This window comes from Rhodococcus sp. FW305-130, from assembly GCF_058788335.1.
Genome location: NZ_JBYTAP010000005.1, coordinates 152,072 through 175,515, shown reverse-complemented (window position 1 = coordinate 175,515; position 23,444 = coordinate 152,072). Strand labels below are relative to the sequence as shown.

The 23,444-nt window shown below is 63.0% G+C and carries 22 protein-coding genes; 6 read left to right on the top strand and 16 right to left on the bottom strand.

Features of this window, described 5'->3' with window-relative positions; genetic code table 11:
- Nucleotides 1–2 precede the first annotated feature (2 nt).
- The 3 genes from AC3WQS_RS16980 to AC3WQS_RS16970 all read left to right on the top strand — a co-directional run bounded on the left by AC3WQS_RS16980 (nucleotide 3) and on the right by AC3WQS_RS16970 (nucleotide 2,581).
- On the top strand, nucleotides 3–758 hold the full coding sequence (locus AC3WQS_RS16980; RefSeq protein WP_020969974.1) for a sirohydrochlorin chelatase: 756 nt from the start codon (nucleotides 3–5) through the stop codon (nucleotides 756–758).
- 94 nt (nucleotides 759–852) lie between these two features.
- Nucleotides 853–1,629 carry a DUF998 domain-containing protein gene (locus tag AC3WQS_RS16975; protein WP_020908202.1) on the top strand — a complete coding sequence of 259 codons (777 nt, stop codon included), beginning with the start codon at nucleotides 853–855 and terminating at the stop codon, nucleotides 1,627–1,629.
- A gap of 55 nt (nucleotides 1,630–1,684) precedes the next feature.
- Entirely contained in the window at nucleotides 1,685–2,581 is an 897-nt protein-coding gene (locus AC3WQS_RS16970) for a universal stress protein (RefSeq protein ID WP_019749037.1), read from the top strand.
- A gap of 125 nt (nucleotides 2,582–2,706) precedes the next feature.
- On the opposite strand, the gene AC3WQS_RS16965 is transcribed toward AC3WQS_RS16970, so the two are convergent.
- From AC3WQS_RS16965 to AC3WQS_RS16940, 6 genes are all read right to left on the bottom strand, one after another.
- A complete protein-coding gene (locus AC3WQS_RS16965; protein ID WP_047888429.1) occupies nucleotides 2,707–3,756 on the bottom strand; it encodes a sulfate/molybdate ABC transporter ATP-binding protein in 1,050 nt (349 codons plus the stop codon).
- Nucleotides 3,753–4,559, bottom strand: a complete 807-nt coding sequence (gene cysW / locus AC3WQS_RS16960) for a sulfate ABC transporter permease subunit CysW (RefSeq protein WP_003944503.1) — start codon at nucleotides 4,557–4,559, stop codon at nucleotides 3,753–3,755. The genes AC3WQS_RS16965 and cysW overlap by 4 nt, the downstream gene beginning before the upstream one ends.
- Nucleotides 4,556–5,404 (bottom strand): sulfate ABC transporter permease subunit CysT, encoded by an 849-nt coding sequence (gene cysT / locus AC3WQS_RS16955; RefSeq protein ID WP_428690093.1) that lies wholly within the window; start codon nucleotides 5,402–5,404, stop codon nucleotides 4,556–4,558. Before cysT ends, cysW begins: the two co-directional genes overlap by 4 nt.
- 7 nt (nucleotides 5,405–5,411) lie before the next feature.
- Nucleotides 5,412–6,443, bottom strand: a complete 1,032-nt coding sequence (locus AC3WQS_RS16950) for a sulfate ABC transporter substrate-binding protein (protein WP_003944569.1) — start codon at nucleotides 6,441–6,443, stop codon at nucleotides 5,412–5,414.
- Nucleotides 6,444–6,639: 196 nt separating this feature from the next.
- Nucleotides 6,640–6,729: an Ms4533A family Cys-rich leader peptide gene (locus AC3WQS_RS16945; protein WP_309599318.1), complete on the bottom strand. Its 90-nt coding sequence runs from the start codon at nucleotides 6,727–6,729 to the stop codon at nucleotides 6,640–6,642.
- 123 nt (nucleotides 6,730–6,852) lie between these two features.
- A complete protein-coding gene (locus AC3WQS_RS16940; RefSeq protein ID WP_003944489.1) occupies nucleotides 6,853–7,059 on the bottom strand; it encodes a hypothetical protein in 207 nt (68 codons plus the stop codon).
- An 82-nt stretch (nucleotides 7,060–7,141) separates the two neighbouring features.
- On the opposite strand from AC3WQS_RS16940, the gene AC3WQS_RS16935 reads away from it, so the two are divergent.
- Nucleotides 7,142–9,100, top strand: coding sequence for a glycoside hydrolase family 15 protein (locus AC3WQS_RS16935; protein ID WP_003944557.1), 1,959 nt, complete (start codon nucleotides 7,142–7,144; stop codon nucleotides 9,098–9,100).
- 57 nt (nucleotides 9,101–9,157) lie between these two features.
- Here AC3WQS_RS16935 and AC3WQS_RS16930 read toward each other — a convergent pair whose 3' ends face one another.
- The 3 genes from AC3WQS_RS16930 to lepA all read right to left on the bottom strand — a co-directional run bounded on the left by AC3WQS_RS16930 (nucleotide 9,158) and on the right by lepA (nucleotide 13,047).
- Nucleotides 9,158–10,138 carry an ABC transporter substrate-binding protein gene (locus tag AC3WQS_RS16930; protein WP_492711542.1) on the bottom strand — a complete coding sequence of 327 codons (981 nt, stop codon included), beginning with the start codon at nucleotides 10,136–10,138 and terminating at the stop codon, nucleotides 9,158–9,160.
- 80 nt (nucleotides 10,139–10,218) lie between these two features.
- On the bottom strand, nucleotides 10,219–11,148 hold the full coding sequence (locus AC3WQS_RS16925; protein WP_020969976.1) for an NAD(P)H-dependent flavin oxidoreductase: 930 nt from the start codon (nucleotides 11,146–11,148) through the stop codon (nucleotides 10,219–10,221).
- Nucleotides 11,149–11,154: 6 nt separating this feature from the next.
- Nucleotides 11,155–13,047 carry a translation elongation factor 4 gene (lepA, locus tag AC3WQS_RS16920; RefSeq protein WP_003944564.1) on the bottom strand — a complete coding sequence of 631 codons (1,893 nt, stop codon included), beginning with the start codon at nucleotides 13,045–13,047 and terminating at the stop codon, nucleotides 11,155–11,157.
- A 72-nt stretch (nucleotides 13,048–13,119) separates the two neighbouring features.
- On the opposite strand from lepA, the gene AC3WQS_RS16915 reads away from it, so the two are divergent.
- Nucleotides 13,120–13,653, top strand: a complete 534-nt coding sequence (locus tag AC3WQS_RS16915) for a type II toxin-antitoxin system PemK/MazF family toxin (protein ID WP_020969977.1) — start codon at nucleotides 13,120–13,122, stop codon at nucleotides 13,651–13,653.
- A gap of 30 nt (nucleotides 13,654–13,683) precedes the next feature.
- Here AC3WQS_RS16915 and AC3WQS_RS16910 read toward each other — a convergent pair whose 3' ends face one another.
- The 4 genes from AC3WQS_RS16910 to AC3WQS_RS16895 are packed head-to-tail and all read right to left on the bottom strand — an operon-like array spanning nucleotide 13,684 to nucleotide 18,006.
- Nucleotides 13,684–14,457, bottom strand: a complete 774-nt coding sequence (locus tag AC3WQS_RS16910; protein ID WP_019749045.1) for an aquaporin — start codon at nucleotides 14,455–14,457, stop codon at nucleotides 13,684–13,686.
- Nucleotides 14,458–14,516: 59 nt separating this feature from the next.
- Complete coding sequence (locus tag AC3WQS_RS16905) at nucleotides 14,517–15,347, bottom strand: transglutaminase family protein (protein ID WP_007731033.1); 831 nt, start codon at nucleotides 15,345–15,347, stop codon at nucleotides 14,517–14,519.
- 8 nt (nucleotides 15,348–15,355) lie between these two features.
- Nucleotides 15,356–16,327, bottom strand: coding sequence for an alpha-E domain-containing protein (locus AC3WQS_RS16900; RefSeq protein ID WP_019749046.1), 972 nt, complete (start codon nucleotides 16,325–16,327; stop codon nucleotides 15,356–15,358).
- A gap of 56 nt (nucleotides 16,328–16,383) precedes the next feature.
- A complete protein-coding gene (locus AC3WQS_RS16895) occupies nucleotides 16,384–18,006 on the bottom strand; it encodes a circularly permuted type 2 ATP-grasp protein (protein WP_019749047.1) in 1,623 nt (540 codons plus the stop codon).
- 197 nt (nucleotides 18,007–18,203) lie between these two features.
- Between AC3WQS_RS16895 and rpsT the strand changes: the two genes are divergently transcribed.
- Nucleotides 18,204–18,464: a 30S ribosomal protein S20 gene (rpsT, locus tag AC3WQS_RS16890; RefSeq protein WP_003944567.1), complete on the top strand. Its 261-nt coding sequence runs from the start codon at nucleotides 18,204–18,206 to the stop codon at nucleotides 18,462–18,464.
- Nucleotides 18,465–19,130: 666 nt separating this feature from the next.
- On the opposite strand, the gene holA is transcribed toward rpsT, so the two are convergent.
- From holA to AC3WQS_RS16875, 3 genes are read right to left on the bottom strand one after another with little or no spacing between them, the layout of a single operon-like run.
- Nucleotides 19,131–20,108 (bottom strand): DNA polymerase III subunit delta, encoded by a 978-nt coding sequence (gene holA / locus AC3WQS_RS16885; RefSeq protein WP_003944476.1) that lies wholly within the window; start codon nucleotides 20,106–20,108, stop codon nucleotides 19,131–19,133.
- On the bottom strand, nucleotides 20,105–22,465 hold the full coding sequence (locus tag AC3WQS_RS16880; protein WP_069146805.1) for a ComEC/Rec2 family competence protein: 2,361 nt from the start codon (nucleotides 22,463–22,465) through the stop codon (nucleotides 20,105–20,107). The genes holA and AC3WQS_RS16880 overlap by 4 nt, the downstream gene beginning before the upstream one ends.
- Complete coding sequence (locus AC3WQS_RS16875; RefSeq protein WP_042952244.1) at nucleotides 22,462–23,382, bottom strand: ComEA family DNA-binding protein; 921 nt, start codon at nucleotides 23,380–23,382, stop codon at nucleotides 22,462–22,464. Before AC3WQS_RS16875 ends, AC3WQS_RS16880 begins: the two co-directional genes overlap by 4 nt.
- Between the last annotated feature and the right edge of the window lie 62 nt (nucleotides 23,383–23,444).

The window sequence follows — 23,444 nt, the reverse complement described above, 5'->3', positions numbered from 1 at the left end:
CGATGGTTCCGCTCATTGCTGTTGCGCACGGCAGCCGTGATCCCCGTTCTGCTCGGGTGATCGCGGCTGCCGTGGCGGCTCTTCGTGAAGCCCGGCCAGACCTCGATGTCCGGCTGGCGTTTCTCGATCTCAATGCACCGTCCATCGATCAGGTCCTGGACGGAGTTGCACACGACGGCCACACTCACGCCGTTGTTGTTCCGATGCTGCTGGGCAACGCCTTCCACGCTCGGGTAGATCTGCCCGGGCTCTTGGCCGCTGCCGCGACACGCCACCCCCAACTGACCGTGTTCCAAGCAGACGTACTAGGTCGCGATGCTCGGCTTATCGAGGCAGTGCGCGAGCGAATCCTCGAAGCGGGCGCCCGGCCGGACGATCCGTCGGTCGGTGTCGCTCTTGCGGCAGTCGGCTCGTCCGACGCGCGTGCCAACGCCGCGACCGCAGAACTGGCGTCCACTCTCCTGAGCGGAACCAACTGGTCGGGCGTTCGAATCTGTTTCGCGACATCCGCGGAACCAACAGTTGCCCAGGCGATCTCCGCTCTCGAGCAGAACGGCGCCGAACGCGTTGTCGTCGCACCCTGGTTCTTGGCTCCCGGCCTACTGACCGACCGACTCAGCGCTGCAGCAGCAACGGTATGTCCGCGCGCGCGTTTCGCCGAAACGATCGGTGGGCACTCTCTACTGATCGAAACGATGATCGACCGTTACCGACAAGTCGCTGATGCACTACCCGACCGTCTGGTCCGCTCCGCCTGATCCGGTTTCACAGGCCGTTATCAGATTGTTACCGTAGTGTTGGATCTGTCCAGCCTGCGAAGGTTCATCCTTCGCCTGCGAAACAGATCTTTGGGTGCAATCCCCTCAGAGCGCCGCGAGAGGGAACACCATCACTCACAATCTTCGCCTCGGCACAGCCGGCACCGCCTGGGTCCTGTCGGTGCTCTACCTGCTTGTCGAGATCTTCACGGCCGGTGCCTGGAAGACGCCGTACAGCTTCGCGCGTGACTCCATCAGTTCGCTGGGCGTGACGACATGCAGCGTGGATTCGTGTTCGCCGATGCACGACGTCATGAACGCGGCCTTCATGATCCTCGGTGCGCTCACCATCCTCGGTGCAGCCTTGCTGCACAAGTACATTCCGGACGGTCGTGCGAAAAAGTGGATTCTCGGCCTTGCCGTCGTCGTTGCACTGAGCACCGCGGCTACCGGCCTCTTCCCGGCCAACGACGGGACCTTCGTTCACTGGACCGCAGTACTTCCCGGCTTCGTCGCCCGTCATGCCGTTCTCGTACTCATGGCAATTCAATTCTGGAAGCACAGCAAATGGATCGCAGTATGGTCGGGACTGTGCGCGGCCACCGGAATCGTCGGCGCCGTACTGCTTCTCGGACGAACACTCACTTTCGGCTTGGGTGAACGCTTGACGCTGTACCCGCTGCCGATGTGGATGGCAGTCACCGGCGTCGCAGCCCTGCTCGCGTTGATGCGCCGAACCGTGTTGAAGAACGTGGAATTGACACTGCCCGGTAACGGATTCATCACCGCTCTGTTGTCGTTGCGCCCGCGTCGAACTCGCGCAGCAGTGCCTACCGACGTTCTCGCACCGCGGGAGCTGACGAGTTTGTAGCGAACCCGGGGTGACCAGGGACACACTGGTAGGGAGGCGACGCGAGGAGACTTCCATGACCAGTGCATCTGTTCGACACGGAATCGTGGCCGGCATCGACGGCTCGGCAAGCGCGGTCAACGCCGCGAGGTGGGCAGCATCGGCTGCAAAGAGATTCGACGAACCATTGCGACTGACCCACGTTCTGCCGGGACAACCCGAGTCAGGTGGCGGTACCAACGTCACCGACGAAGAGATGTTCGACCACCACCTTCGCGTCGAGGGTGCAAAGTTACTCGACGAGGCCGAGGACGCCATTCGCGACGATCACACCGACGTCACCGTCGAACGCGGCCTCGTGACCGGCACTCCCGCAACCACACTCGTCGAACTTTCGAAATCCGCTCGCATCGTTGCACTTGGTCAGGCCGGTACCAGCGAAATGCAATCGGTGTTTCTCGGTTCCGACACCATTCGGGTGGTCAACCGGGCGCACTGCCCCGTGGCGGTGTTCCGCGGTACCGGCGAGCACGCGGTAGCCGACACCAGGCCCATCGTCGTCGGCGTCGACGGAAGCAAGCTCAGCGAACTCGCCGTCGCGCATGCTTTCGAGTTTGCCGCGTTCCTCGGCGCGCCCTTGGTTGCGGTTCACACCTGGAACGAGCACGCCTCGCTCGGCGGGTACTCCGAAGCCAGGCGCTTCGTCGACTGGGGACCGTACGAACAGCATGAGCATGCTTTGCTGTCCGAGTGCCTCGCCGGCTGGACGGAGAAGTACCCCGATGTCGAAGTTACCCGGAGTGTCCAGCGCAGCGGACCGATGAAGGCACTGCTCGAGCACTCGGCGGAAGCGCAACTCGTAGTCGTCGGTAGCCACGGCCGCAGCCCGTTCATGGCGTCGATAGTCGGATCGACCAGTCAGAGCCTCATCCACCACGCCCAATGCCCGGTCCTCGTCTGCCGAGAGGGCTGAACTGGTCTCGCTGTTGCCCGGCCCCCACCTCTGAGCGAACGGCACTTTCGGCGCCATCAGGAGACCGAAAGTGCCGTTCGCTCAAACAGGAGTGGGGGTGAAACAGGTCAAACAGGGCTAGCGGTTCATACCTGGCCGACGACGCTCACCGTCACCGGCTCCTGCTCCGGCCTCACCACCGGAGTCTCCGGCAGATCCGGCACCCGAGTAGCCCGGGCGTAGACCGTCTCCCCCGCCTCGAGGTGCAGAGCTGCACTGTCACCGCGGGTGACCTGAGCCGAGAACAACTCACCGGTTGCCTCGTTGCGCAGGTCGACTCGAACCTCGAAGCCGAGGTAGACGACGCGCTCGACGGTGGCGCGTGTGACGCCCAGGGACTCGGCCGTTCCGGACTCCTGAGCGAGAGCCATGCTCGGATCGCGGCCGAGGCGGATGTCGTGCGGACGAACCAGCTGCCCGTTGAGCTTCGCGACGGATCCGAGGAAGGACATCACGAAGTCGTTCGACGGGCGGTCGTACAGGTCGGCTGGTTCGCCGATCTGCTCGATCCGACCCTTGTTCAGCACCGCGATACGGTCTGCCACGTCGAGAGCCTCCTCCTGGTCGTGGGTGACCAGAACGGTGGTGACGTGCACCTCGTCGTGCAGACGACGCAACCAGGTGCGCAGGTCGGCACGAACCTTCGCGTCGAGCGCGCCGAAGGGCTCGTCGAGCAGAAGCACCTGCGGGTCGACAGCCAGAGCGCGCGCCAACGCCATGCGCTGACGCTGACCACCGGACAGCTGCGCCGGGTACCGATGCTGAAAGCCGTCGAGGCCGACGATCCCCAGTAGTTCGTTGACCTTCTTCTCGATCTCCGGCTTCGGGCGCTTGCGGATCTTGAGCCCGAACGCCACGTTGTCCCGCACCGTCATGTGCTTGAACGCCGCGTAGTGCTGGAACACGAAACCGATGTCTCGCTTCTGCGGCGAGACGCCGGTGACGTCCTTGCCTGCGATGGTGATGGTTCCCGAATCGAGTTCTTCGAGCCCTGCGATCGAACGCAGCAACGTCGACTTTCCCGAGCCACTGGGCCCGAGCAATGCCGTCAACGAACCCGAGGGAATGTTGACCGTCACGTCGTCGAGCGCCGCGAAATCACCGTAGTTCTTGCGGGCCCCGGTCACTGTGATCATGTGGTGCTCCTCTTACGGTCCAGCAGCGTCATCAGCAACAGGACAATGATGGCGATGCCCATCAGCAGCGTTGCCGCCGAATACGCACCAAAGGTGTTGTGGTCGTCGATGTATCGCGAATGCACCAGCAATGTCAGTGTCTGGGATACCCCGGGGAAGCCGGAAGAGACCATGATGACTGCGCCGAATTCACCGAGCGAACGCGCCACCGTCAACACGATTCCGTATGTCAGGCCCCAGCGGATCGCGGGCAAGGTGATCCGCCAGAACGTCTGCCAGCCCGAGGCACCGAGCGTCGCGGCAGCTTGTTCCTGCTCGTCGCCGATCTCGTGAAGTACGGGTTCGACTTCCCGGACGACGAAGGGCAGCGTCACGAAAATCGTCGCGATCACCATGCCGGGCAAACCGAAGATGACCTTGAACCCCAACGATTCGATGCCGCCGAACCAACCGTTGGCACCCCACAGAAGGATCAACGACACACCGACGACGACGGGCGAGACTGCGAAGGGCAGGTCGACCACCGACTGCAGTACGCCCCGCCCCGGGAAACGCCCACGCACGAGCGCCAGAGCCGTGACCACACCGAACACGACATTGATCGGGACCACGATCGCCACGATGATCAGCGAAAGATTCAGCGCGGAGATCGCTGCCGGCGTCGTGATCGATTCGAGGAACGGGCCGATTCCGTTTTCGAACGTTCGCGTCAGGATCACGCCGATCGGCACGACCAACAACACGAACAGGTAGACGAGAGCGATGGTCCGCAGACCGATTTTCGATCCTCTGGACACGTTCATCGGGAACTCTCCTCACGTCGCTGTCCCCGCGAAGCGAAGATTCGCAGGACGAACAGCGTCACGAATGCGATGGCCAGCAACGCTACTGAGACAGCAGCGGCGTTGGTAGGCCGATCGATCTCGATCTGCTGCTGAATGAACTGCGACGTCATCTGCGTCACGCGCGGAATGTTGCCGCCGATCAGAACGACCGAGCCGTATTCACCGATCGCTCGGGCGAATGCGAGCCCCGCGCCGGAGATGACGGCAGGCGCCAGCGTCGGAAGAACGACGGAACGAAAGATCGTCCAGTTGGAAGCCCCCAACGATGCAGCGGCTTCCTCGACTTCGCGGTCGACCTCCATCAGCACCGGCTGCACCGAGCGAACCACGAACGGCAAGGTCACGAAGGCCAATGCCACGATCAGTCCGGGCTGGGTTGCATTGAGGTGGATGTCGATCGGTGACTGCGGGCCGTAGAGAGACAGCAGCACGATCGACGCCACGATGGTCGGTAGTGCGAACGGCAGATCGATCATCGAGTTGACGATGCGCTTGCCCGGGAAGTCGTCCCGGACCAGCACCCACGCGATGATCGTGCCCATCACGACGTTGATCAATGCCACGATCACCGAGACCAACAACGTCACGCGCAACGACGCCAAGGCGACGGGTGCGGTGACGGCGTCCCAGAATCCGGAGATCCCCTCGTCGAACGCGGTGGCGGTCAACGCGGCGAGCGGAAGCAGAACGATCACGGAGAGCCACAGGGTGGCCACTCCGATTCCGAGCGGCCCCACACTCCCCGTGACCCGCGCGAGTTTTCGCCGACGAGCCACGGGGGTGGGGTCAATAGTGTCAGTCACGTCAGTCTTACTTGGTCGCGTTGTCGTAGATCACTGCGATCGAACCGGTGTCCTTGGTGAACAGAGCGCTGTCCACGGCCTTCCAGCCGCCGAGGTCTGCGATGGTCCACAGCTTGGTCGGCTCGGGGAACTTGTCGGTGAACTTGGCAGCGACGGCGGGATCAACGGGACGGAATCCTGCTTCGGCCCAGAGCGTCTGACCCTCGGTCGTGTACAGGTAGTCCTTGAACGCGGTCGCCTTGTCGAGGACCTTGCTGTTCGAGATCACGGCAACCGGGTTCTCGATCTTGAAGGTCGTGGGCGGGGTGACGTGCTCGACCGGGTCGCCGTTGCCTTCGATGAACAGTGCCTCGTTCTCGTAGCTGATCAGAACGTCACCGCTGCCCTGCAGGAAGGCTTCCGAAGCCTCGCGTCCCGACTTGGGCTGGATCTTGACGTGATCGTTGACCAAGGCGGTGACGTAGTCGAGACCCGCCTGCGGGTTCTTGCCACCGTCGCTCTTGGCGGCGTACGGCGCCAAGAGGTTCCACTTGGCCGAGCCGGAGCTGAACGGGTTCGGCGTGACGACCTCGAGGCCGGGCTGAAGCAGGTCGTCCCAGTCCTTGATGCCCTTCGGGTTCCCCGGACGCGTCACGATGGTGACTACCGATCCGAACGGAATTCCGTTGTAGGCGTCCTGGTTCCAGTTCTGATCTACCAGACCGGCATCGACCAGGCGGGTGATGTCGGGCTCGACGGAGAAGTTGACGAAGTCTGCCTCGGCGCCGTCCTTCACCTTGCGCGACTGGTCGCCCGAGGCGCCGTACGAAGGATTGAAGTTGACGTTCTTGCCCTCGTCTGTCGCCTGGAAGGCTGCGGTGAGCTTGTCGAAGCCGGGCTTCGGCACGGCGTAGGCGAACAGGTTGATCGTGCCGGCGCTACCGTCGCTGGCGGCGCTGTCACCACCCACGGTGTCGCTCGAGCCACCACTGCACGCTGTGAGTACCACGGCCCCCATGGTCGCGATAGCAGTGAGAAGTGTGCGGGAACGGCGTTTCATTGCAGATACCTTCCTGAAAGGACTGACAAACGAGGGTTGGTCAAACGACAAGTCCGAGACCTCTGGGGCTGATTCCATCGGGATGTTCAGACATGGAGAGCCGACGGGCAATGAGCCCTGAATCGGGGGCGCGAGTTACGCGCAGAGAAGTTCGAGTGGGGTGCGCAGTACCACCGGAGAGGTCGAACTCAGGAAATCAACAACAGGCGACGTCAGCGACGTCGAGCATGCCGACAGCAATCAACGCCAACTGATGGCGGATTACGGGAGCTGTTGCTTCGGACACGCGGTGGACTTTAGCAGAGCACCGGCGCCCGCTCTAATCGGGAGAACTAACGGGTGAGAAGCCACGCGACGATCACGAGGAGAATCAGGGCTATCAGGGCGAGAGTGACCCGTGAGCGGGGCATCAGCTTTCCTCTACTTCTCGAGAATTCCTACGCAACCAGCCGAAGAGCGGCAGAGCGAGAACGGCGGCCAACGCGCGATCCAGACCGATGGCCACCAGGCGGCACAGCGGAACGACGACGATCAGGACCAACGCGACCTGCGGGATGAACGGGAGCCCCGCCATCCACAGCTCGAAGCTGTCCCACCAATCCGCTATCCGATCCACGCCAACACCCTATCCTTCGGACGATACGGTCCCGACAGCGTGTGGATTGGACGTGTGTCGATTCTGGCCGGATGATGGCCGAATGAGTGCTGACGACGAAGTGGTGCAGACGATTCCTCCCGCCTCCACGGGTCACCATCGAAGCAACTTTCCCCCTATCGACGACTACGCGTTTCTTTCCGATTGCGAAACCTCGTGCCTGATTGCCCGTAACGGATCTGTCGAGTGGATGTGCGTTCCCCGACCGGACTCCCCCAGCGTGTTCGGTGCCATCCTCGACCGCAGCGCAGGCCATTTCCGCATCGGCCCGTACGGCCAGAACGTCCCGGCCGCCCGACGCTATCTGCCGGGTGGACTCATTCTCGAGACCACCTGGCAGACCGAGACCGGCTGGCTCGTCGTACGCGACGCCTTGGTCCTCGGTCCTTGGCACAACGTCGACAAGCGATCGAACACCCACAAGCGCACACCCACAGACTGGGATGCCGAACACACCCTTCTCCGTACGGTCAAATGCGTCAGCGGCACCGTTGAACTCGAGATGAGTTGCGAGCCCGCGTTCGACTATCACCGCGGCACGGCGAATTGGGAGTACACCGGAAAGGTCTACGAGGAAGCAACGGCAACGTGTCGCTCCGCCAAGCCCGGAGACCACCCAACTCTGCGCTTGACCACCGACCTACGACTGGGCCTGGAGGGTCGTGAGGCACGGGCCCGGACGCGACTGGTCGAAGGCGACAACGTGTACGTCGCGCTCTCGTGGTCGGATCTTCCCGCGCCGCAGACGTTCGACGAGGCCGCCGACAAGATGTGGCAGACGTCCAAGTCGTGGCGCGAGTGGGTGACGATCGGCAAGTTCCCCGATCACCCGTGGCGCGGATACCTGCAGCGCAGTGCGCTCACACTCAAGGGGCTCACCTACGCACCGACCGGAGCCTTGCTCGCGGCTTCGACGACCTCGCTTCCGGAAACACCAGGCGGAGAACGTAACTGGGACTACCGCTACGCGTGGGTTCGCGATTCCACCTTCGCACTGTGGGGTCTCTACACGCTCGGGTTGGACCGTGAGGCCAACGACTTCTTCAACTTCATCTACGACGTGTCGAGTTCGGACAACGGTCAGCCACATCCCTTGCAGGTGATGTACGGCATCGGCGGCGAGCGCACACTCGAGGAATCCGAACTCAACCATCTCTCCGGATACGACGGTGCCCGTCCCGTGCGCATCGGCAACGGCGCATTCGATCAACAGCAGCACGACATCTGGGGCACCATGCTCGACTCGGTGTACCTCCACATCCGCACCCGCGAGCGTGTCCCCGAAGCGCTGTGGCCGCTACTCAAGAAGCAGGTCGAGGAAGCGATCAAGCACTGGCGCCAACCCGACCGTGGGATCTGGGAGGTGCGCGGTGAACCACAGCACTTCACGTCGTCGAAGATCATGTGCTGGGTCGCACTCGATCGCGGCGCCAAGCTGGCGGAGATGCAGGGCGAGAAGAGCTTTGCGCAGCAATGGACGGCTATCGCGGACGAGATCAAGGCCGACATCCTCGCGCACGGTGTCGACTCACGCGGAGTTCTGACGCAGCGGTACGGCCACGATTCACTCGACGCGTCGCTCTTGTTGGCACCGCTGCTGCGCTTCCTGCCGGCCGACGATCCGCGGATCCGGGCAACGGTGCTGGCGATCGCCGACGAGCTCACCGAGGAGGGGTTGGTCCTGCGCTATCGCGTCGACACCACCGACGACGGATTGAGCGGCGAGGAGGGCACGTTCACCATCTGTTCCTTCTGGCTCGTCTCCGCCCTCGTCGAGATCGGCGAACTGGATCGGGCAAAGCATCTCTGCGAGCGCCTGCTCGGGTTCGCGAGCCCGCTCAAGCTGTACGCCGAAGAGATCGACGCCCACACCGGTCGCCATCTGGGTAACTTCCCGCAGGCGTTCACACACCTGGCGCTGATCAACGCCGTGGTCCACGTGATCCGCGCCGAGGAAGCTGCCGAAGCCGGAGCTTTCCAGCCCGCGCACAACGCGACCTAGACCCCCTGCTGTGCGCCTTTATTAACCGCCCGCGGTTAATAAAGGCGCACAGCAGGGCTAGCCGGCCACCGCTTCGAGCTGCGGCGTGATCGATTCGAGCGAGTACTTCAGCGACAGCGACGACGGAGTGTTCAACCCGGCAACTGTCGGATAGTCGACGATCGCCAGACCGCCACTCTTGACTGCGGGTAGGTCGGCGAACCCCGGCAGCTTCATCATGTCTTCCAGCGTTCCGCCGTTCGGCAGCAACACCACGACGTCGGCGCTCAGAGCGTCGACCCGTTCCGGGCTGAGCGTCAGCCGGCCACCGGTAACGCCCGCCTCTTCGACCAGCTTGGGCGGCAACGACATTCCCAGGCTCGTGAACAATCCCGATGCGCCGTCCTTGGGATCGGCGACGATCACCAACTGCGACGTCGGGAAGACGTACTGCGACAGAAGCGCCGTCTTGCCCTTCAGGCCTGGCAGCCGCTGCGCGAGCGCATCGATCTGCCCGCTTGTCGCCTCGACGATCTCGTCGGCGCGCGACTCCTTGTCGAGAACTCGACCGAGAATCTCGACCTGGTCCTGCCACGGATCGACCTGGACGTCGGACAGACCGGCAATTGTCGGAGCGATCTTGCTCAACTGGTCGAAATCGTCCTGATCGGCGACGGAGAACCCACCGAGAATCAGATCGGGATCCAAGGCTGCAATTTCTTCAGCTTTGAGCGGGACACCGAACTGCTGGATCGCCGAGCGATCAAGTTCCTTCGCCGACGCGTCCACGTCGCTCTCCCACGGGAACAGGCCACGCTCGTCGCCCATCGGGCCGGCAGCCAGGTACCCCACCGGCTGGATTCCGAGTTCGAGCAGAGCGTCGAGCCACTGGGTGTCGGCCGCGACGATACGCGTCGGCGTCCCGGTGATCGTGGTGGCGCCGAACTTGTGATCGATCGTGGTGACCCGACCGTCCGCGATCTCGTCGGCGTCCGAGGACGAACATCCACTGATACCTACGACCAGTGCTCCCAAGAGAGCCACCGCCGAGAACTTCATCGCACGCACGAAAATACTCCTCCACTAGTTAGTAGAGGCTTACCTTCTCATATGGGACCCGGCTGTGTCCGACCTTGCTTTCAGGCGAAACGAGAGAGCAGACGCTCCGCATCCGCGCCGATGCGTCGAACCACATCGCCGGCCGGATGGGTTCCGTGCACGAGTCCGACAGCTTCTCCGGCATAGACGACTCCGCTGTGCGGATCCGACGGGTCGTACGCCTGTGCCAGCGTTTCCTCGTCGGCGTCAACTCCGTGCCACGCGGCAGTGAACTCGTTGGCCACCGCGCGGCCACCCCACCGCTGCGGCCACGGTTGACTGCGCGCTCGGTCGAATACCGAGGTGTAAATCGTGTCCGCACTTCCGGCTTCGACGACGCGGTCGCGGGCATAGTCCGGCCCGACCGTCTCCGGGCTGGCGAGCAGCGCCGTTCCGATCATCACGCCTTCGCCACCGGCTGCCAGGACGGCGGCCAAACCGCGTCCGGTTCCGATTCCGCCGGCTGCCAGCACCGGAAGTGATGTCGCTTCGAGGATCTCCTGCAGCAGCGGCAAGGTGCCGATTCGGCCCGTGTGGCCGCCTGCCTCACCGCCTTGTGCGATCACAGCGTCGACACCTGCGGCTTCGACGATGCGAAGGTCCTCGAGCGTATTGATCTGTGACACAACGGGAATGCCCGCATCGTGGATTCGTCCGACGTACGCGGCGGGATCACCGAACGACAAGGTGACCATGGTCGGCTCGACGGCAATCGCGGCATCGAGCATCAACTCGTTCTCGGGCAGCGACCACGTCATCAGGCCGACGCCGAATTTTCCGCCGATCGAGCGGGCCACTTCGGCTTCGGCCTCGATCCACTCCGGTGTGTTGTACCGAGCCGCGCCAAGCAGACCCAACCCACCGGCCGCCGATACAGCTCCGGCGAGCGCGCCGCCCGCGCGACCACCCATGGGCGCCCCGAGAACCGGGATTTCGATTCCGAACTCTCGGGACAACCAGGTGGTGACCATGCGCTCCTACTTCTTGGGCTTCTCGCCGACCGATTCCGACGTCAGGGCCGCCACGAATGCTTCCTGCGGCACCTCGACGCGACCGATGGTCTTCATGCGCTTCTTGCCTTCCTTCTGCTTCTCGAGCAGCTTGCGCTTACGGCTGATGTCGCCGCCGTAGCACTTGGCAAGAACGTCCTTGCGGATTGCGCGAATGTTTTCGCGCGAGATGATCTTCGCGCCGATCGCGGCCTGAATCGGAACCTCGAACTGCTGGCGAGGAATCAGCTCACGAAGCTTCGACGTCATGCGTCCGCCGTAAGCACCGGCGTTGGAGCGGTGCACGATCGAGGAGAACGCGTCGACGGCCTCGCCCTGCAGAAGGATGTCGACCTTCACCAGGTCGGCCTGCTGCTCACCGGCCTCCTCGTAATCGAGGCTGGCGTATCCCTTGGTGCGGGACTTGAGGGCGTCGAAGAAGTCGAACATGATCTCGCCCATGGGCAGTTCGTAGCGCAGTTCGACGCGAGTCTCGGAGAGGTAGTCCATGCCGCCGAGCTCACCGCGTCGGGACTGGCACAGCTCCATGATGGCGCCGACGTACTCGCTCGGGGCGATGACGGTGCACTTGGCGACCGGCTCGTAGACCTCGCGCACCTTGCCTTCCGGCCAGTACGACGGGTTGGTGACGATGACCTCGGCCCCGTCCTCCATCACGACGCGGTAGACGACGTTGGGCGCAGTGGAAATCAGTTCGAGGCCGAACTCACGTTCGAGGCGGTCGCGGGTGATCTCCATGTGCAGCAGGCCGAGGAAGCCGCAGCGGAAGCCGAATCCGAGGGCAACCGACGTCTCCGGCTCGTACGCCAGGGCGGCGTCGTTGAGACGGAGCTTGTCGAGAGCGTCGCGCAGCACCGGGTAGTCCGAGCCGTCCATCGGGTAGAGACCGGAATAGACCATCGGCTTCGGATCGCGGTAGCCGACCAGCGGTTCGGTCGCGCCGTTGCGGGTTGTGGTGACGGTGTCACCGACGCGCGACTGGCGGACGTCCTTCACACCTGTGATGAGGTAGCCCACCTCGCCGACGCCCAGACCGATACTGGCCTTCGGCTCGGGCGAGATGATGCCGACCTCGAGCAGTTCGTGTGTGGTGCCCGTGGACATCATCGTGATCTTCTCGCGGGGACGGATCCGACCGTCGACCACACGCACGTAGGTGACCACGCCGCGGTACGCGTCGTAAACGGAGTCGAAGATCATCGCGCGGGCGGGGCCGTCTGCATCGCCGACGGGTGCAGGTACCTGCTTGATCACCTCGTCGAGCAGTTCCTTGACGCCCATGCCGGTCTTGCCCGAGACGCGCAGGACATCGCCTGGCTCGCAGCCGGTGATGTGCGCAATCTCTTCGGCATAGCGGTCGGGATCCGCGGCCGGGAGGTCGATCTTGTTGAGGACGGGAATGATCTTGAGATCCTTCTCCATCGCCAGGTACAGATTGGCCAGCGTCTGAGCTTCGATGCCCTGAGCTGCGTCGACCAGCAGAATTGCACCCTCACATGCTTCGAGCGCGCGGGAGACCTCGTACGTGAAGTCGACGTGGCCGGGTGTGTCGATGAGGTGGAGGACGAACTCTTCGCCGTCGACGGTCCAGGGCAGACGAACGTTCTGGGCCTTGATGGTGATGCCGCGTTCACGCTCGATGTCCATGCGGTCCAGGTACTGCGCACGCATCGCCCGCTCTTCGACCACGCCGGTGAGCTGAAGCATGCGATCTGCCAGCGTCGACTTACCGTGGTCGATGTGCGCGATGATGCAGAAGTTCCGGATCTGCGCAGGATCCGTGAACGTCTTGTCGGCGAAGCTGCTGATGGGAGACCCCTTAGTCGGACCGGCACCGGCCCGGATCCGGGCCACTGTCAACCCTCAGGATATCCAAGTCTCGGCGCCGCCGTACCAGGGGTTCCCACGGGTGGGTGATTATGCTCGAACGCTATGGCAAGCATGTGGAAGCAGATCGGCAGAACCCTCGGCGCCCTCGCGGTGGAGAAGGGCCCTGCGTTGCTGCGCCAGTTGCAGTCGTCCACGTCTCAGTCGTCTGCCTCGAAGCCGGGTCCGTCCGGCCGGCCGATCGCCGCGCGGACGTCTCCGACCGCACATCGCGCCCGCAAGGTCGAGTACTCCCCCGACCTCGACGGCAAGGCCGATCCGGGCGAGATCGTCTGGACCTGGGTTGCCTACGAGGAGGATCCGACCCAGGGCAAAGACCGCCCGGTGCTGGTTGTCGGCCGTGACGGCAACACGCTGCTCGGTTTGATGCTGTCCTCGCAGAGCAAACGCGAAGGCGAGCGTGATTGGCTCGCAATCGGTTCGGGCCCGTGGGACGGCGAGGGAAGGCCCAGCTGGGTCCGGCTCGACCGGGTGCTCGACGTTCCCGAGAGCGGGATTCGGCGCGAGGGCGCCGTCATGGATCACAAGAAGTTCGACGCCGTCGCGGCAAAACTTCGGGCCGACTTCAGCTGGAGCTGAAGCCGACCCGAACGATGGAAACAGTATCGATCAGCTGTCCAGACGGTTGAACCGTCCGAAGAGTGCTCGATAGATGAGTGCACCGAGCGCACCGCCGATCAGCGGGAACACGATGAACAACCACACCTGACCGAGTGCACCGTCCTGGAACGGCGCGACAGCGAGACTTCGAGCGGGGTTGACGGAGGTGTTGTCGATCGGGATCGAGATCAGGTGAATGACGGCCAGGGTGAAGCCGATGGACACCCCGGCGAGCGGCACGTCGGAGATCTGGTCGGTCGACGCGAGAACGACGAACACGAGCAGAGCGGTCAGGAGAATCTCGATGATCATCGCGGCACCGATGCCGTAACCGTCGGAAACCACCTGTCCGAGAAGATTCTTCTCGGCTGACGGACTGTGTGCGCCCCAACCGTTTGCGCCGAGTCCGTCTGCGGCCCGGTTGTACGCCGGGAGACTGTTGGCCACCGTGTAGATCACGACGCCGGCGACCAAGCCGCCGATCACTTGCGCGACAACGTAAATCGCCGCATTGACGGCCGAGATGCGCCCGATCACGAATTGGCCGAGAGTCACGGCTGGGTTGACGTGGCAACCGGAAATCGGTCCGATCGCATATACGAGGAACAGCAGGGTCAAGCCGAATGCGAAGGCAACTCCGAGATTGCCGACTTTCGCACCTGCGAAGACGGCAGTTCCGACCGCGGAGAACACGAGCACAAATGTCCCCACCGCTTCGGCCGCATACTTCTTCACATCCGAGATCGGTTCGATCTCAGTCAATTCCTGTGCAGTTGGAGACATATTCCCACCTTCTTCTCATCGAACGGTAGTAATGCTCACGCGCCTAGATTTGCCGGACTTTACGCAAGCCTGGTGATCTCCACAACAACTTCGAGATCTGTGGAGCGTCCACCGGAAAAGATTCCCTTCAAAGGCGGCACATCCGAATAGTCCCTTCCTATTCCGACCGAGACATGCTGTTCATTCACAGCTATCGCATTGGTCGGGTCATATCCCCACCACGCGCCAGTCCACGCTTCGATCCACGCGTGCGATTCCCCGACCACCGTGTCCCCGACTGCCGCATCACGTTTGGGGTGGAGATAGCCGGAAACGTACCGACAGGGAATGCCCATCGTTCGAAGCAACACCAAGGTCAGATGCGCATAATCCTGGCAGACGCCTTTCCTGGCCGACCAGGCCTCGACCGCCGACGTATGCACTCCGGTCGTACCCGGAACATATGACATTTCACCGTAAACCCATTGCGACGCAGCCACTACTGCATCTTCAGGTGATTTATCTTTGCGCAATTCCTTGGCAATTGTCGCCAGCTTACGATCACGCGGAACATATCTCGTGAAACTCAGTTGCTCGTTGAATCGATCTTTAATCGCGTTTCCCGACAATTCATCCCAGTCGACGGTTTCCTCGGGTTGAACAAACGGTTCCGTCTCCACCACCGACAGTCCGGTCACTTCCAGCTCCGTATGCGGGGCGTGCAAGTCGAAGGCGGTCACCGCGGTGCCCCAGTAATCGGTGTACCGATAGGAACGCGTTGCCGGCTGGGTTTCGACGCGCGTGAGGATCACCGTCTGCCTGGTGTCGCCGCGGGGTGTCAATCGCGCTTCGTTGTACGACGACGTCACCGGGGCGTCGTACGCATATCCCGTGGTGTGCACGACCCTCATTCGCCAGCTCACAGCTCTCCCTCCACCGTCGACTCCGCATACGCGGCGCCGGCATCCGTCCACGCGACCCACGGCGCAGCGTGGAAGTACTGCAATGCAATCGCCTCACCCAGTTCGCGACAGGTCTCCTGCCAACCGAGCAACCGTCCTTGCAGATCTTCGAGCAACACGCCCTGCGGCAGAAACTCCAGTTCGCTGCGTGCGCGGCCGAGAAGCCGCGGCGCCTCCGCCCGGATTCCGACGCGACTGCCCGGCTGCGGGTCGAGTTCCTGCAGGCACTTCTCGGCCTGCCTGATCGAATGGAACACCGAGCGCGGAAAGAGTCTGTCCAACAAGATGAACTCGACGACGCGGTTGGCGTCGAGCGCTCCGCGATACGTACGCAGATACGTGTCATGTGCGCCTGCCGAGCGAAGAACACTGACCCACGCCGGCGACGACGGGCGGTCACCGGCGCGCGCCAGGAGCATCCGCACAATCATGTCGACACGTTCGATCGACCTGCCCAGCAGAAGGAACCGGTAACCGTCGTCGCGGCTGAGCGTGGAATCCGCCAGCCCCGCGAACATCGCTGCGCGTTCCTCCACATAACGGAAGAACTCGTGTGGCCCCAGCCTGCGTGACGCGCGTTCACGCTCCGCCAGTCCGTTGTACGTGGTGTTCAGGCACTCCCACATCTCACTCGACGTGACCTCACGTGCTCCGCGAGCATTCTCACGGGCACTTGCCAGCGAGTCCACGATCGATCCAACCTGATTGCGGCTGAACGCAACCAGGTCGGTGAGCGAGCGTACGTCGAGCTTCTCCTCCGGCGCTTCGATGCCGAGGACACGCAGGAGCAGACGCGACGTGCGGTCCGGGTCGACGGTTGCGTCGTCGAGCAGTTGGTGGACGGCGACGTCGAGGATCCGAGCGGTGTCGTCGGCGCGCTCGACGTAGCGGCCGATCCAGTAGAGGGACTCTGCGTTGCGAGCAAGCATCGGTCACCACGCTCCGTTCGCTGATAGTTCTTGGTAGCTGGGCACTTCTGAGGTGTTCACTGTTGTTGCTGCTGCTGTTGAGAGGTGCTCAGTTCAGGTCCCTGCACCGGCTCCGCGGATTCCGGGGGCTCGGACACCAGTTCCTCACCGGACAGCTCTGGGTCCTCGTCCGAGCTGCGGCTGGCGAGCACCCATGTGTCCTTGCTTCCGCCGCCCTGGCTCGAGTTGACCACCAGCGAACCTTCCGGAAGTGCCACCCGGGTCAGGCCGCCGGGCAACACCCACACGTCCTCACCGTCGTTGACGGCAAAGGGTCGCAAGTCCACGTGGCGCGGCGAGAGAACGTCGTCGATCTTGGTCGGCACCGTGGACAACTGCACGAGAGGCTGCGCGATCCACCCGCGCGGGTCTGCCTTGATCTTGCGGGTGATCGCGGCCAGTTCCTTGGGGCTCGCGTCCGGTCCGAAGACGATTCCGTAGCCGCCGGACCCTTCCACCGGCTTGATGACGAGTTCGGCGACGCGGTCGAGGACTTGCTCGCACTCCTCGTCCAACCAACAGCGGAACGTGTCGACGTTCTGCAAGAGCGGCTTCTCACCGAGGTAGTAGTCGATGATCTGCGGAACATAGGTATAGACGAGTTTGTCGTCACCGACTCCGTTGCCGACGGCACTCGAGATCACCACGTTGCCCGCTCGCGCCGCATTCAGTAGGCCTGCGACGCCGAGAATCGAATCCGGACGGAAGTGCATCGGGTCGAGATACTCGTCGTCGATGCGGCGATAGATGACGTCGACCTGACGCTCGCCTTCCGTCGTGCGCATGTACACCATGTTGTCGCGGCAGAACAGGTCGCGACCTTCGACGAGTTCCACACCCATCTGACGAGCGAGCAATGAATGCTCGAAATAGGCAGAATTGGCGATGCCCGGTGTGAGAACAACCACTGTCGGGTCCGCTTCGTTGAGTGCAGCACCCGCACGCAGCGCTCTCAGCAGGTGCGTTGCGTAATCACCGACCGCCCGCACCTTGTGGGACATGAACAGATCCGGGAACACCCGAGTCATGGTGCGACGGTTTTCCATCACATAGGAGACACCGGACGGAGATCGCAGATTGTCCTCGAGGACTCGGAACTCTCCCGCCTCGTCTCGGACCAGGTCGATACCCGCGACATGGATTCGCACACCGTTGGGCGGCACGATGCCGGCTGCTTCACGGTGGAAGTGCTCGCACGAGGTCACCAGGCGGCGCGGCAACACGTGATCGCGCAGGATTCGCTGCTCGCCGTAAATGTCCGCGAGGAACAACTCGAGCGCCTTAACTCGCTGCTTGATGCCCTTTTCCAGCCGCGACCACTCCTGCGCGGCGATGACGCGCGGCACCAGATCCAACGGAAACGGTCGCTCCTGCCCGGACAGCGAGAACGTCACGCCCTGGTCGATGAATGCACGTCCGAGTGCGTCGGCACGCGCGGCAAGGTCGGCGCTGCTCGTCGGCGCCAGGGCTTTGTACACACCCTTGTACGGGGCACGCACCGAGCCGTCGGGCTCGAACATCTCGTCGAAAGCCAACTCGTAGCGACCGATGTCTGAATATCCGTCGAACACTGCGGCTGGACGCGCTCGGGTGGTGGTCGAACCTGTTTTACTCGAACTTTTCGAAGGCGGCGGCGTCATAGGGCAACATGCTGCTACAAGTGGGGCTATTCGGCAGCGCGGCGAGAAATCGGGCGCTCGGTGTACTCTTCTCGACAGACGCAACGTGCGACGGTTTGGGTTCTTGGGCCCTCGGCTGGTAATCTTGCCAGTCGGTGCATCAGTGCGCCCACAGCTTTCTCGACCGTAACCAGCTAAAGACGACAAGGATTTTACGCGTGGCCAACATCAAGTCCCAGGTGAAGCGAATCCGTACCAACGAGGCGGCCCGACTCCGTAACCAGTCGGTGAAGTCCTCGCTGCGTACCGCGATCCGTTCATTCCGCGAGGCTGCGGCAGCCGGTGACAAGGACAAGGCCAACGAGCTCCTCGTCTCCACCAGCCGCAAGCTCGACAAGGCAGCCAGCAAGGGCGTCATTCACGCCAACCAGGCTGCCAACAAGAAGTCTGCACTCTCGCAGGCTGCCAACAAGCTCTGACGTTTCCACTGTGACGGTTCGCCGTCATACTGGTTCGTCTCGATAGCCGCCAGGTCGAAAGACCAGGCGGCTATTTTGCGTACTCAATCGGATCAGAGCAAAAACCCGCCATCCATGTCTTGCACGGAATATGTGGATCGGGCTGCGACCATCTGATGATGGCGGTCAACGGGAAACGCCCTCGTAGCTGGTTGTTCACGACTGTCTTCTGGGCGGTCGTCGCTTTCGGCGTATTGGCAGCCCTGGGGATCCCTCGTTGGTGGGAATCATTGACGGTTGCAGTCGTCGGAGTCGCAGCAAGCTACGGATCGTGGAGGCGCAGGCAACGGGGCGAATTCTGGATCTTCTTCGGCGTGATGTGTTCACTCGTTGCGATTCTGGCGTTTCTCGCCACTGGACGAGCGCTTCTCACCACCGTGAAGGTGCCGGTAGACAGCATCGGCCAAGAAACAATTGTCTGCGGCAGTGTGATGAATCCGGCGCCGAACGACTCCCTACGAGTGACCGACATCAGGACTGGTGAACCAACGACACGGCCTCAGGCCATTCCGCACACCCAGTTGGAGCAAGCCTGCGTGAAACGCCTCGACTACCGGGTGGCCGAGGCCACGGCCGCCACTGTCGTCGGACTACTTCTGGCCGGCCGCGCGATCGGCCATGTTGTCCTCAGTTCTTCCGCAACGCGCACACTTTCCGCACTGCCATCTCCAGAGCGAAGGACGAGTCGACTGCGGCGCCCTTCACGTCGGCATTGAGAGCGGCGACGATCTGCATCGCAGCGCCGATCGACGTGGGATCCCAACCGCCGACTTCCTTGATCGCCTTCTTGACCTTCCACGGCGGCATCCCGAGATCCGACGCCAACCGGAACGGGTCACCGCCCCGTGCAAACGGGCCGACCTTCGCGATGGTGTGGACTGCATCGGCGAGGGCGTCAGCGAGCAGAACGTGCGCCGTTCCGATCTGGTCAGCCCATCGCAGAGCCTCGAGCGCACCCCGGGTATCGCCGACGATAACTTTGTCGGCCACATCGAATCCGGAAACCTCGGCCTTGCCCGAGTAGTACTTGTGGACCGCATCCACGTCGATCTTGCCGCCGGTATCGGCCGCCAATTGCGAGCAGGCCGACGCAAGTTCGCGAAGGTTGGAGCCGACGCTTTCGATCATCGCGGCGATCGCATCGGGCGCAACCCTGACGTCGGCGGTCCGAAACTCACCCCGGACGAAGTCGACAAGCTGACTCTTGTTCAGTTTTCCGCAGTTGTGAACCGTCGCGCCGAGCTTCTCGAGAGCCGGCGCCAACGCTTTCGCGCGACCGCCGCCCGAGTGCACGACGATCAGAACGACGCCTTCTGCCGGCTCACGCGCCGCCTCGAGAACAAGAGCTACGGCATCTTTGCCTGCTTCTGCGGCCGATTCCAGGACGATCACACGGTCTTCGGCAAAAAGAGAAGGGCTGAGCAACTCGGCCAACTCGGGAGCATTGGTGTCTCCGGCACGCATCTTGGTTACCGGGAGATCCGAAATACCCTGGCCGCGGTCACCGCGGACGGCTCTGATGAGCTGCGATACCGTGCGGTCGATCAGGAACTCGTCGTCCCCGAGAACAAGATGCAGCGGATCGACTCCAGACGGATTACTCACCCGAAGATGGTCCCACGAGGAACCGACACGATCGACACAGACCCGCCGCCCCCGCCGTACACAGCGACGGTGCCGTCGGCGTCGGTCCGAACCACCGCCCCGCCCAACGAAACCAGTTCGTCGAGAACCTCCTCATTCGGGTGCCCGAAACTGTTGCCGTCGCCGACGCTGATCATCGTCAACCTCGGACGCACCGCTTCCAGAAATGCCGACGACGTGGTCCGAGAACCGTGATGGGGCAGCTTCAACACATCGGCCTTCACGTCCGTTCCCGATCGGAGGATGGCCTCCTCCCCCGCAACTTCGGCGTCGCCCGTCAACAGAATGCGACCCGCGTCCGTGTGTGCCATCACCACCAGCGACTGATCGTTGGCGGCGTCCGCGCCGTCCCTCGCATCGCGGGGAGTCGGAAGCAACGGTCCGAGAACCTCCATGTTCACCGATCCCAACGTCAACTCCATACCTGCCCGCAACGAGACAACCGGAACGCCGTGCGACTCGGCGGCATCCTTTACCGCCCGAAAACCTGACTCCGGCAACAACATCGACCCGACTCCGATCGCAGCGACCGAACGCCCACCCAGAACTGCTTCCAATCCACCGATGTGATCGGCATGAAAATGACTGATCATCAGCAACGCGATGTCGTTGACGTCCAACATGTTCAGGCAACGATCCATCGACGTGGGATCAGGACCGACATCGATGACGATCACCCTGCCGTCTCCAGTCGAGAGCACAAGACCGTCCCCTTGACCGACGTCGCACATCACCAGTACCCACCCCGGAGCAATACGACCACCGCCGAACACGTGCTGAAAGATGAGGGCTAGAACAACTCCCAGAACGAGGACGCCGACCACCCATCTCGAGATCCGATTCCACAGCGTCAGGGCCGCGGCCAGTAAGACGCCTACGACGATCAGAGCACCGATGAGCCCTGGCGGCACCGCCACCGACGCTCCGGGAAGCGCCGCCGCCCGCTCGGACACGTACAGCAGCCACCCCATCGGCGGCCGGACCAGTGGCGTGATGAACACCGCGATCGGTGGACAGATCAGCGCACACAAGGCAATCACCGCACCGAGCACCGTGATGATTCCGATCACAGGCGCCACGGCCATGTTTGCGGCAATCGTGACCACACTGAAGGTTCCCGCCATGGCGCCCACCAGTGGCGCAGACACGACAAACGCAGCACTCGAGACCGCTGTCATCTCCGAAAACCAACGGGGCCAACCTCGTCGGCGAAGCACATCCACCCACACCGGAGCAATGATTACCAACGCGCCCGTGGCAGTAGTCGACAGCGCAAACCCCCAGTCGACGGCAAGTTCGGGCATCACGACAACCAGAACGATGACGGCTGCGGCAAGAGCGGGCAGTGCCTGTTTGCGTCGACCGGTCACCAGACTGAGCAGGCCGATCAGGCCCATCACCGAGGCGCGCAGAACACTCGGCGACGGCCTCGCGACGACAACAAACGCAACGAGGGCCACCAGCGCCAAAGCAGCGCCGACGCGCGGACTGAGCGCCGCGACTCTGACCAGCAGCAGAACCGCCCCGAGCAGAATGCTGATATTGGCGCCGGACACCGCGGTGAGATGGGAAAGCCCGGCAACGGTGAAGTTGTCCTTCACCACCGGCGACAACGCCGATGTGTCTCCGACGACGAGGCCAGGCAGCAGACCTGCCTGATCCGGCGGGAGCGCAGCCGAGCACGCAGCGGCGAAACGAGTACGCACCACACTCGCCCATCGCTGATACCAGGGCACTTCTCCAACTGCGACGGGAGGCCCCTCGGACGTGATCACGGCGAGCGTGGAATCGCTACGCCATGGCTGACTCGCCCGGCCGCGAACCGTCAGGCTCTGCCCTGGAACAACTTCGAGCCACGACGAACTGGGCGCCCGGATCGTGACCAGGCCGCCTCCGGAGTACCTGCGATTCTGGGAAGTCACCGAATTGACGGTTGCCCTGAAGAAAATCTGACCTTGACCCGCCGCGCCAGAGACTGCGTGCGGATCCTCCGAGGGTTCCACTTCGACACTCACCCACGCTCCCTCGAGGGCAGCCCGGGTCAGTGGGTGCCCCTCGACCTCGGTCGCCCGCCACCCGATGACGACACTGCATCCGGCACCGAACAGCAATGCAACCAACATGATTCGTGCCCACCCCGCAGATGTCCGGCGCACAACCGCGTAAGTGAGGATTGCCGCTGGAATAGCGCATGCCACCGCCAGTACCCACGCGGCGACCGCGCCGAACAGGATCCCCACCGCACTGCTCCCCCACACTGCGACGGCCGACGGTAGCAGTCGAGCGTCGAGGACCGGCGAGACTTCCGGTTCGTTCACACCGATACCAGCACTCGCAGTTTGGCCAACCTTGCCGGGCCGATCCCGTCGACTTCCCCCAATTGTTCTATGTCCGTGAATTTTCCGTTGGAAGTTCGCCAGGAGATGATCGCCGCAGCCGTTACCGGCCCTACCCCGGGAAGGTCGTCCAGTTCGGCCTCGGTAGCGGTGTTGAGGTTCACCAGACCAGCCCCGCCGGATTCCCCCGCAGCGGCGGGGCCGGTCCCTCCCGCAGTGGTACTCGAACTCGCTGAAACACCACCGGACTGATCGGCGGCCCCCACCACGATCTGATCACCATCGGCAAGCTTCTGTGCCAGATTCAGGCCCACCGTCTCTGCGCCCTCGAGCACTCCACCTGCCGCAGCGAGCGCGTCGGCGATGCGCGAGCCCGAATGAAGGTTGACAAGCCCAGGCGTGCGCACGAGTCCGACGACACTGACCACCAAAGCCTCAGGCGGCTGCTCCGCTACGACGCCGGTCGGTACGGGACTGGCTGATTCACCATCGTCGGCCGTGACATTCTGCGCCGTGACATTCTGCTCCGTGACATTCTGGGGCGAGGGCAACGGTGGGACCGCCTGCAAACTCGGAGAATCCCACCACACGGTGAACAAGCCGATTGCCGTGGCCAGGGCTGCAACGATCGCCAACACCCAGGTCGCCGATCGGCTCGGGCGCCAACGTGTACCGCGCCAGCGCTCGGGCAGCCGATCGAACCGTGACGCGTCGGGTTGAGCCTCGTATTCGTCTTCGTCGAAGTCCTGAAGCCACTCGGGGGACCTCTCGAATGGCTGCGGGGACCTCTCGAAAGACGCTGAATCCTCGAAGTCGTCGACGGCCTGTCGCTGCCGGTAGTTCCCGTCCATCGCCGCGAGGCGATCACGCGCCCGCTCGCGCTCCTCGCTGATCCTCATGACAGGACGCTAACGAGAGACCACGCCGCCGAAGACGAACAATTTCAGCCTGTGGAGAACTC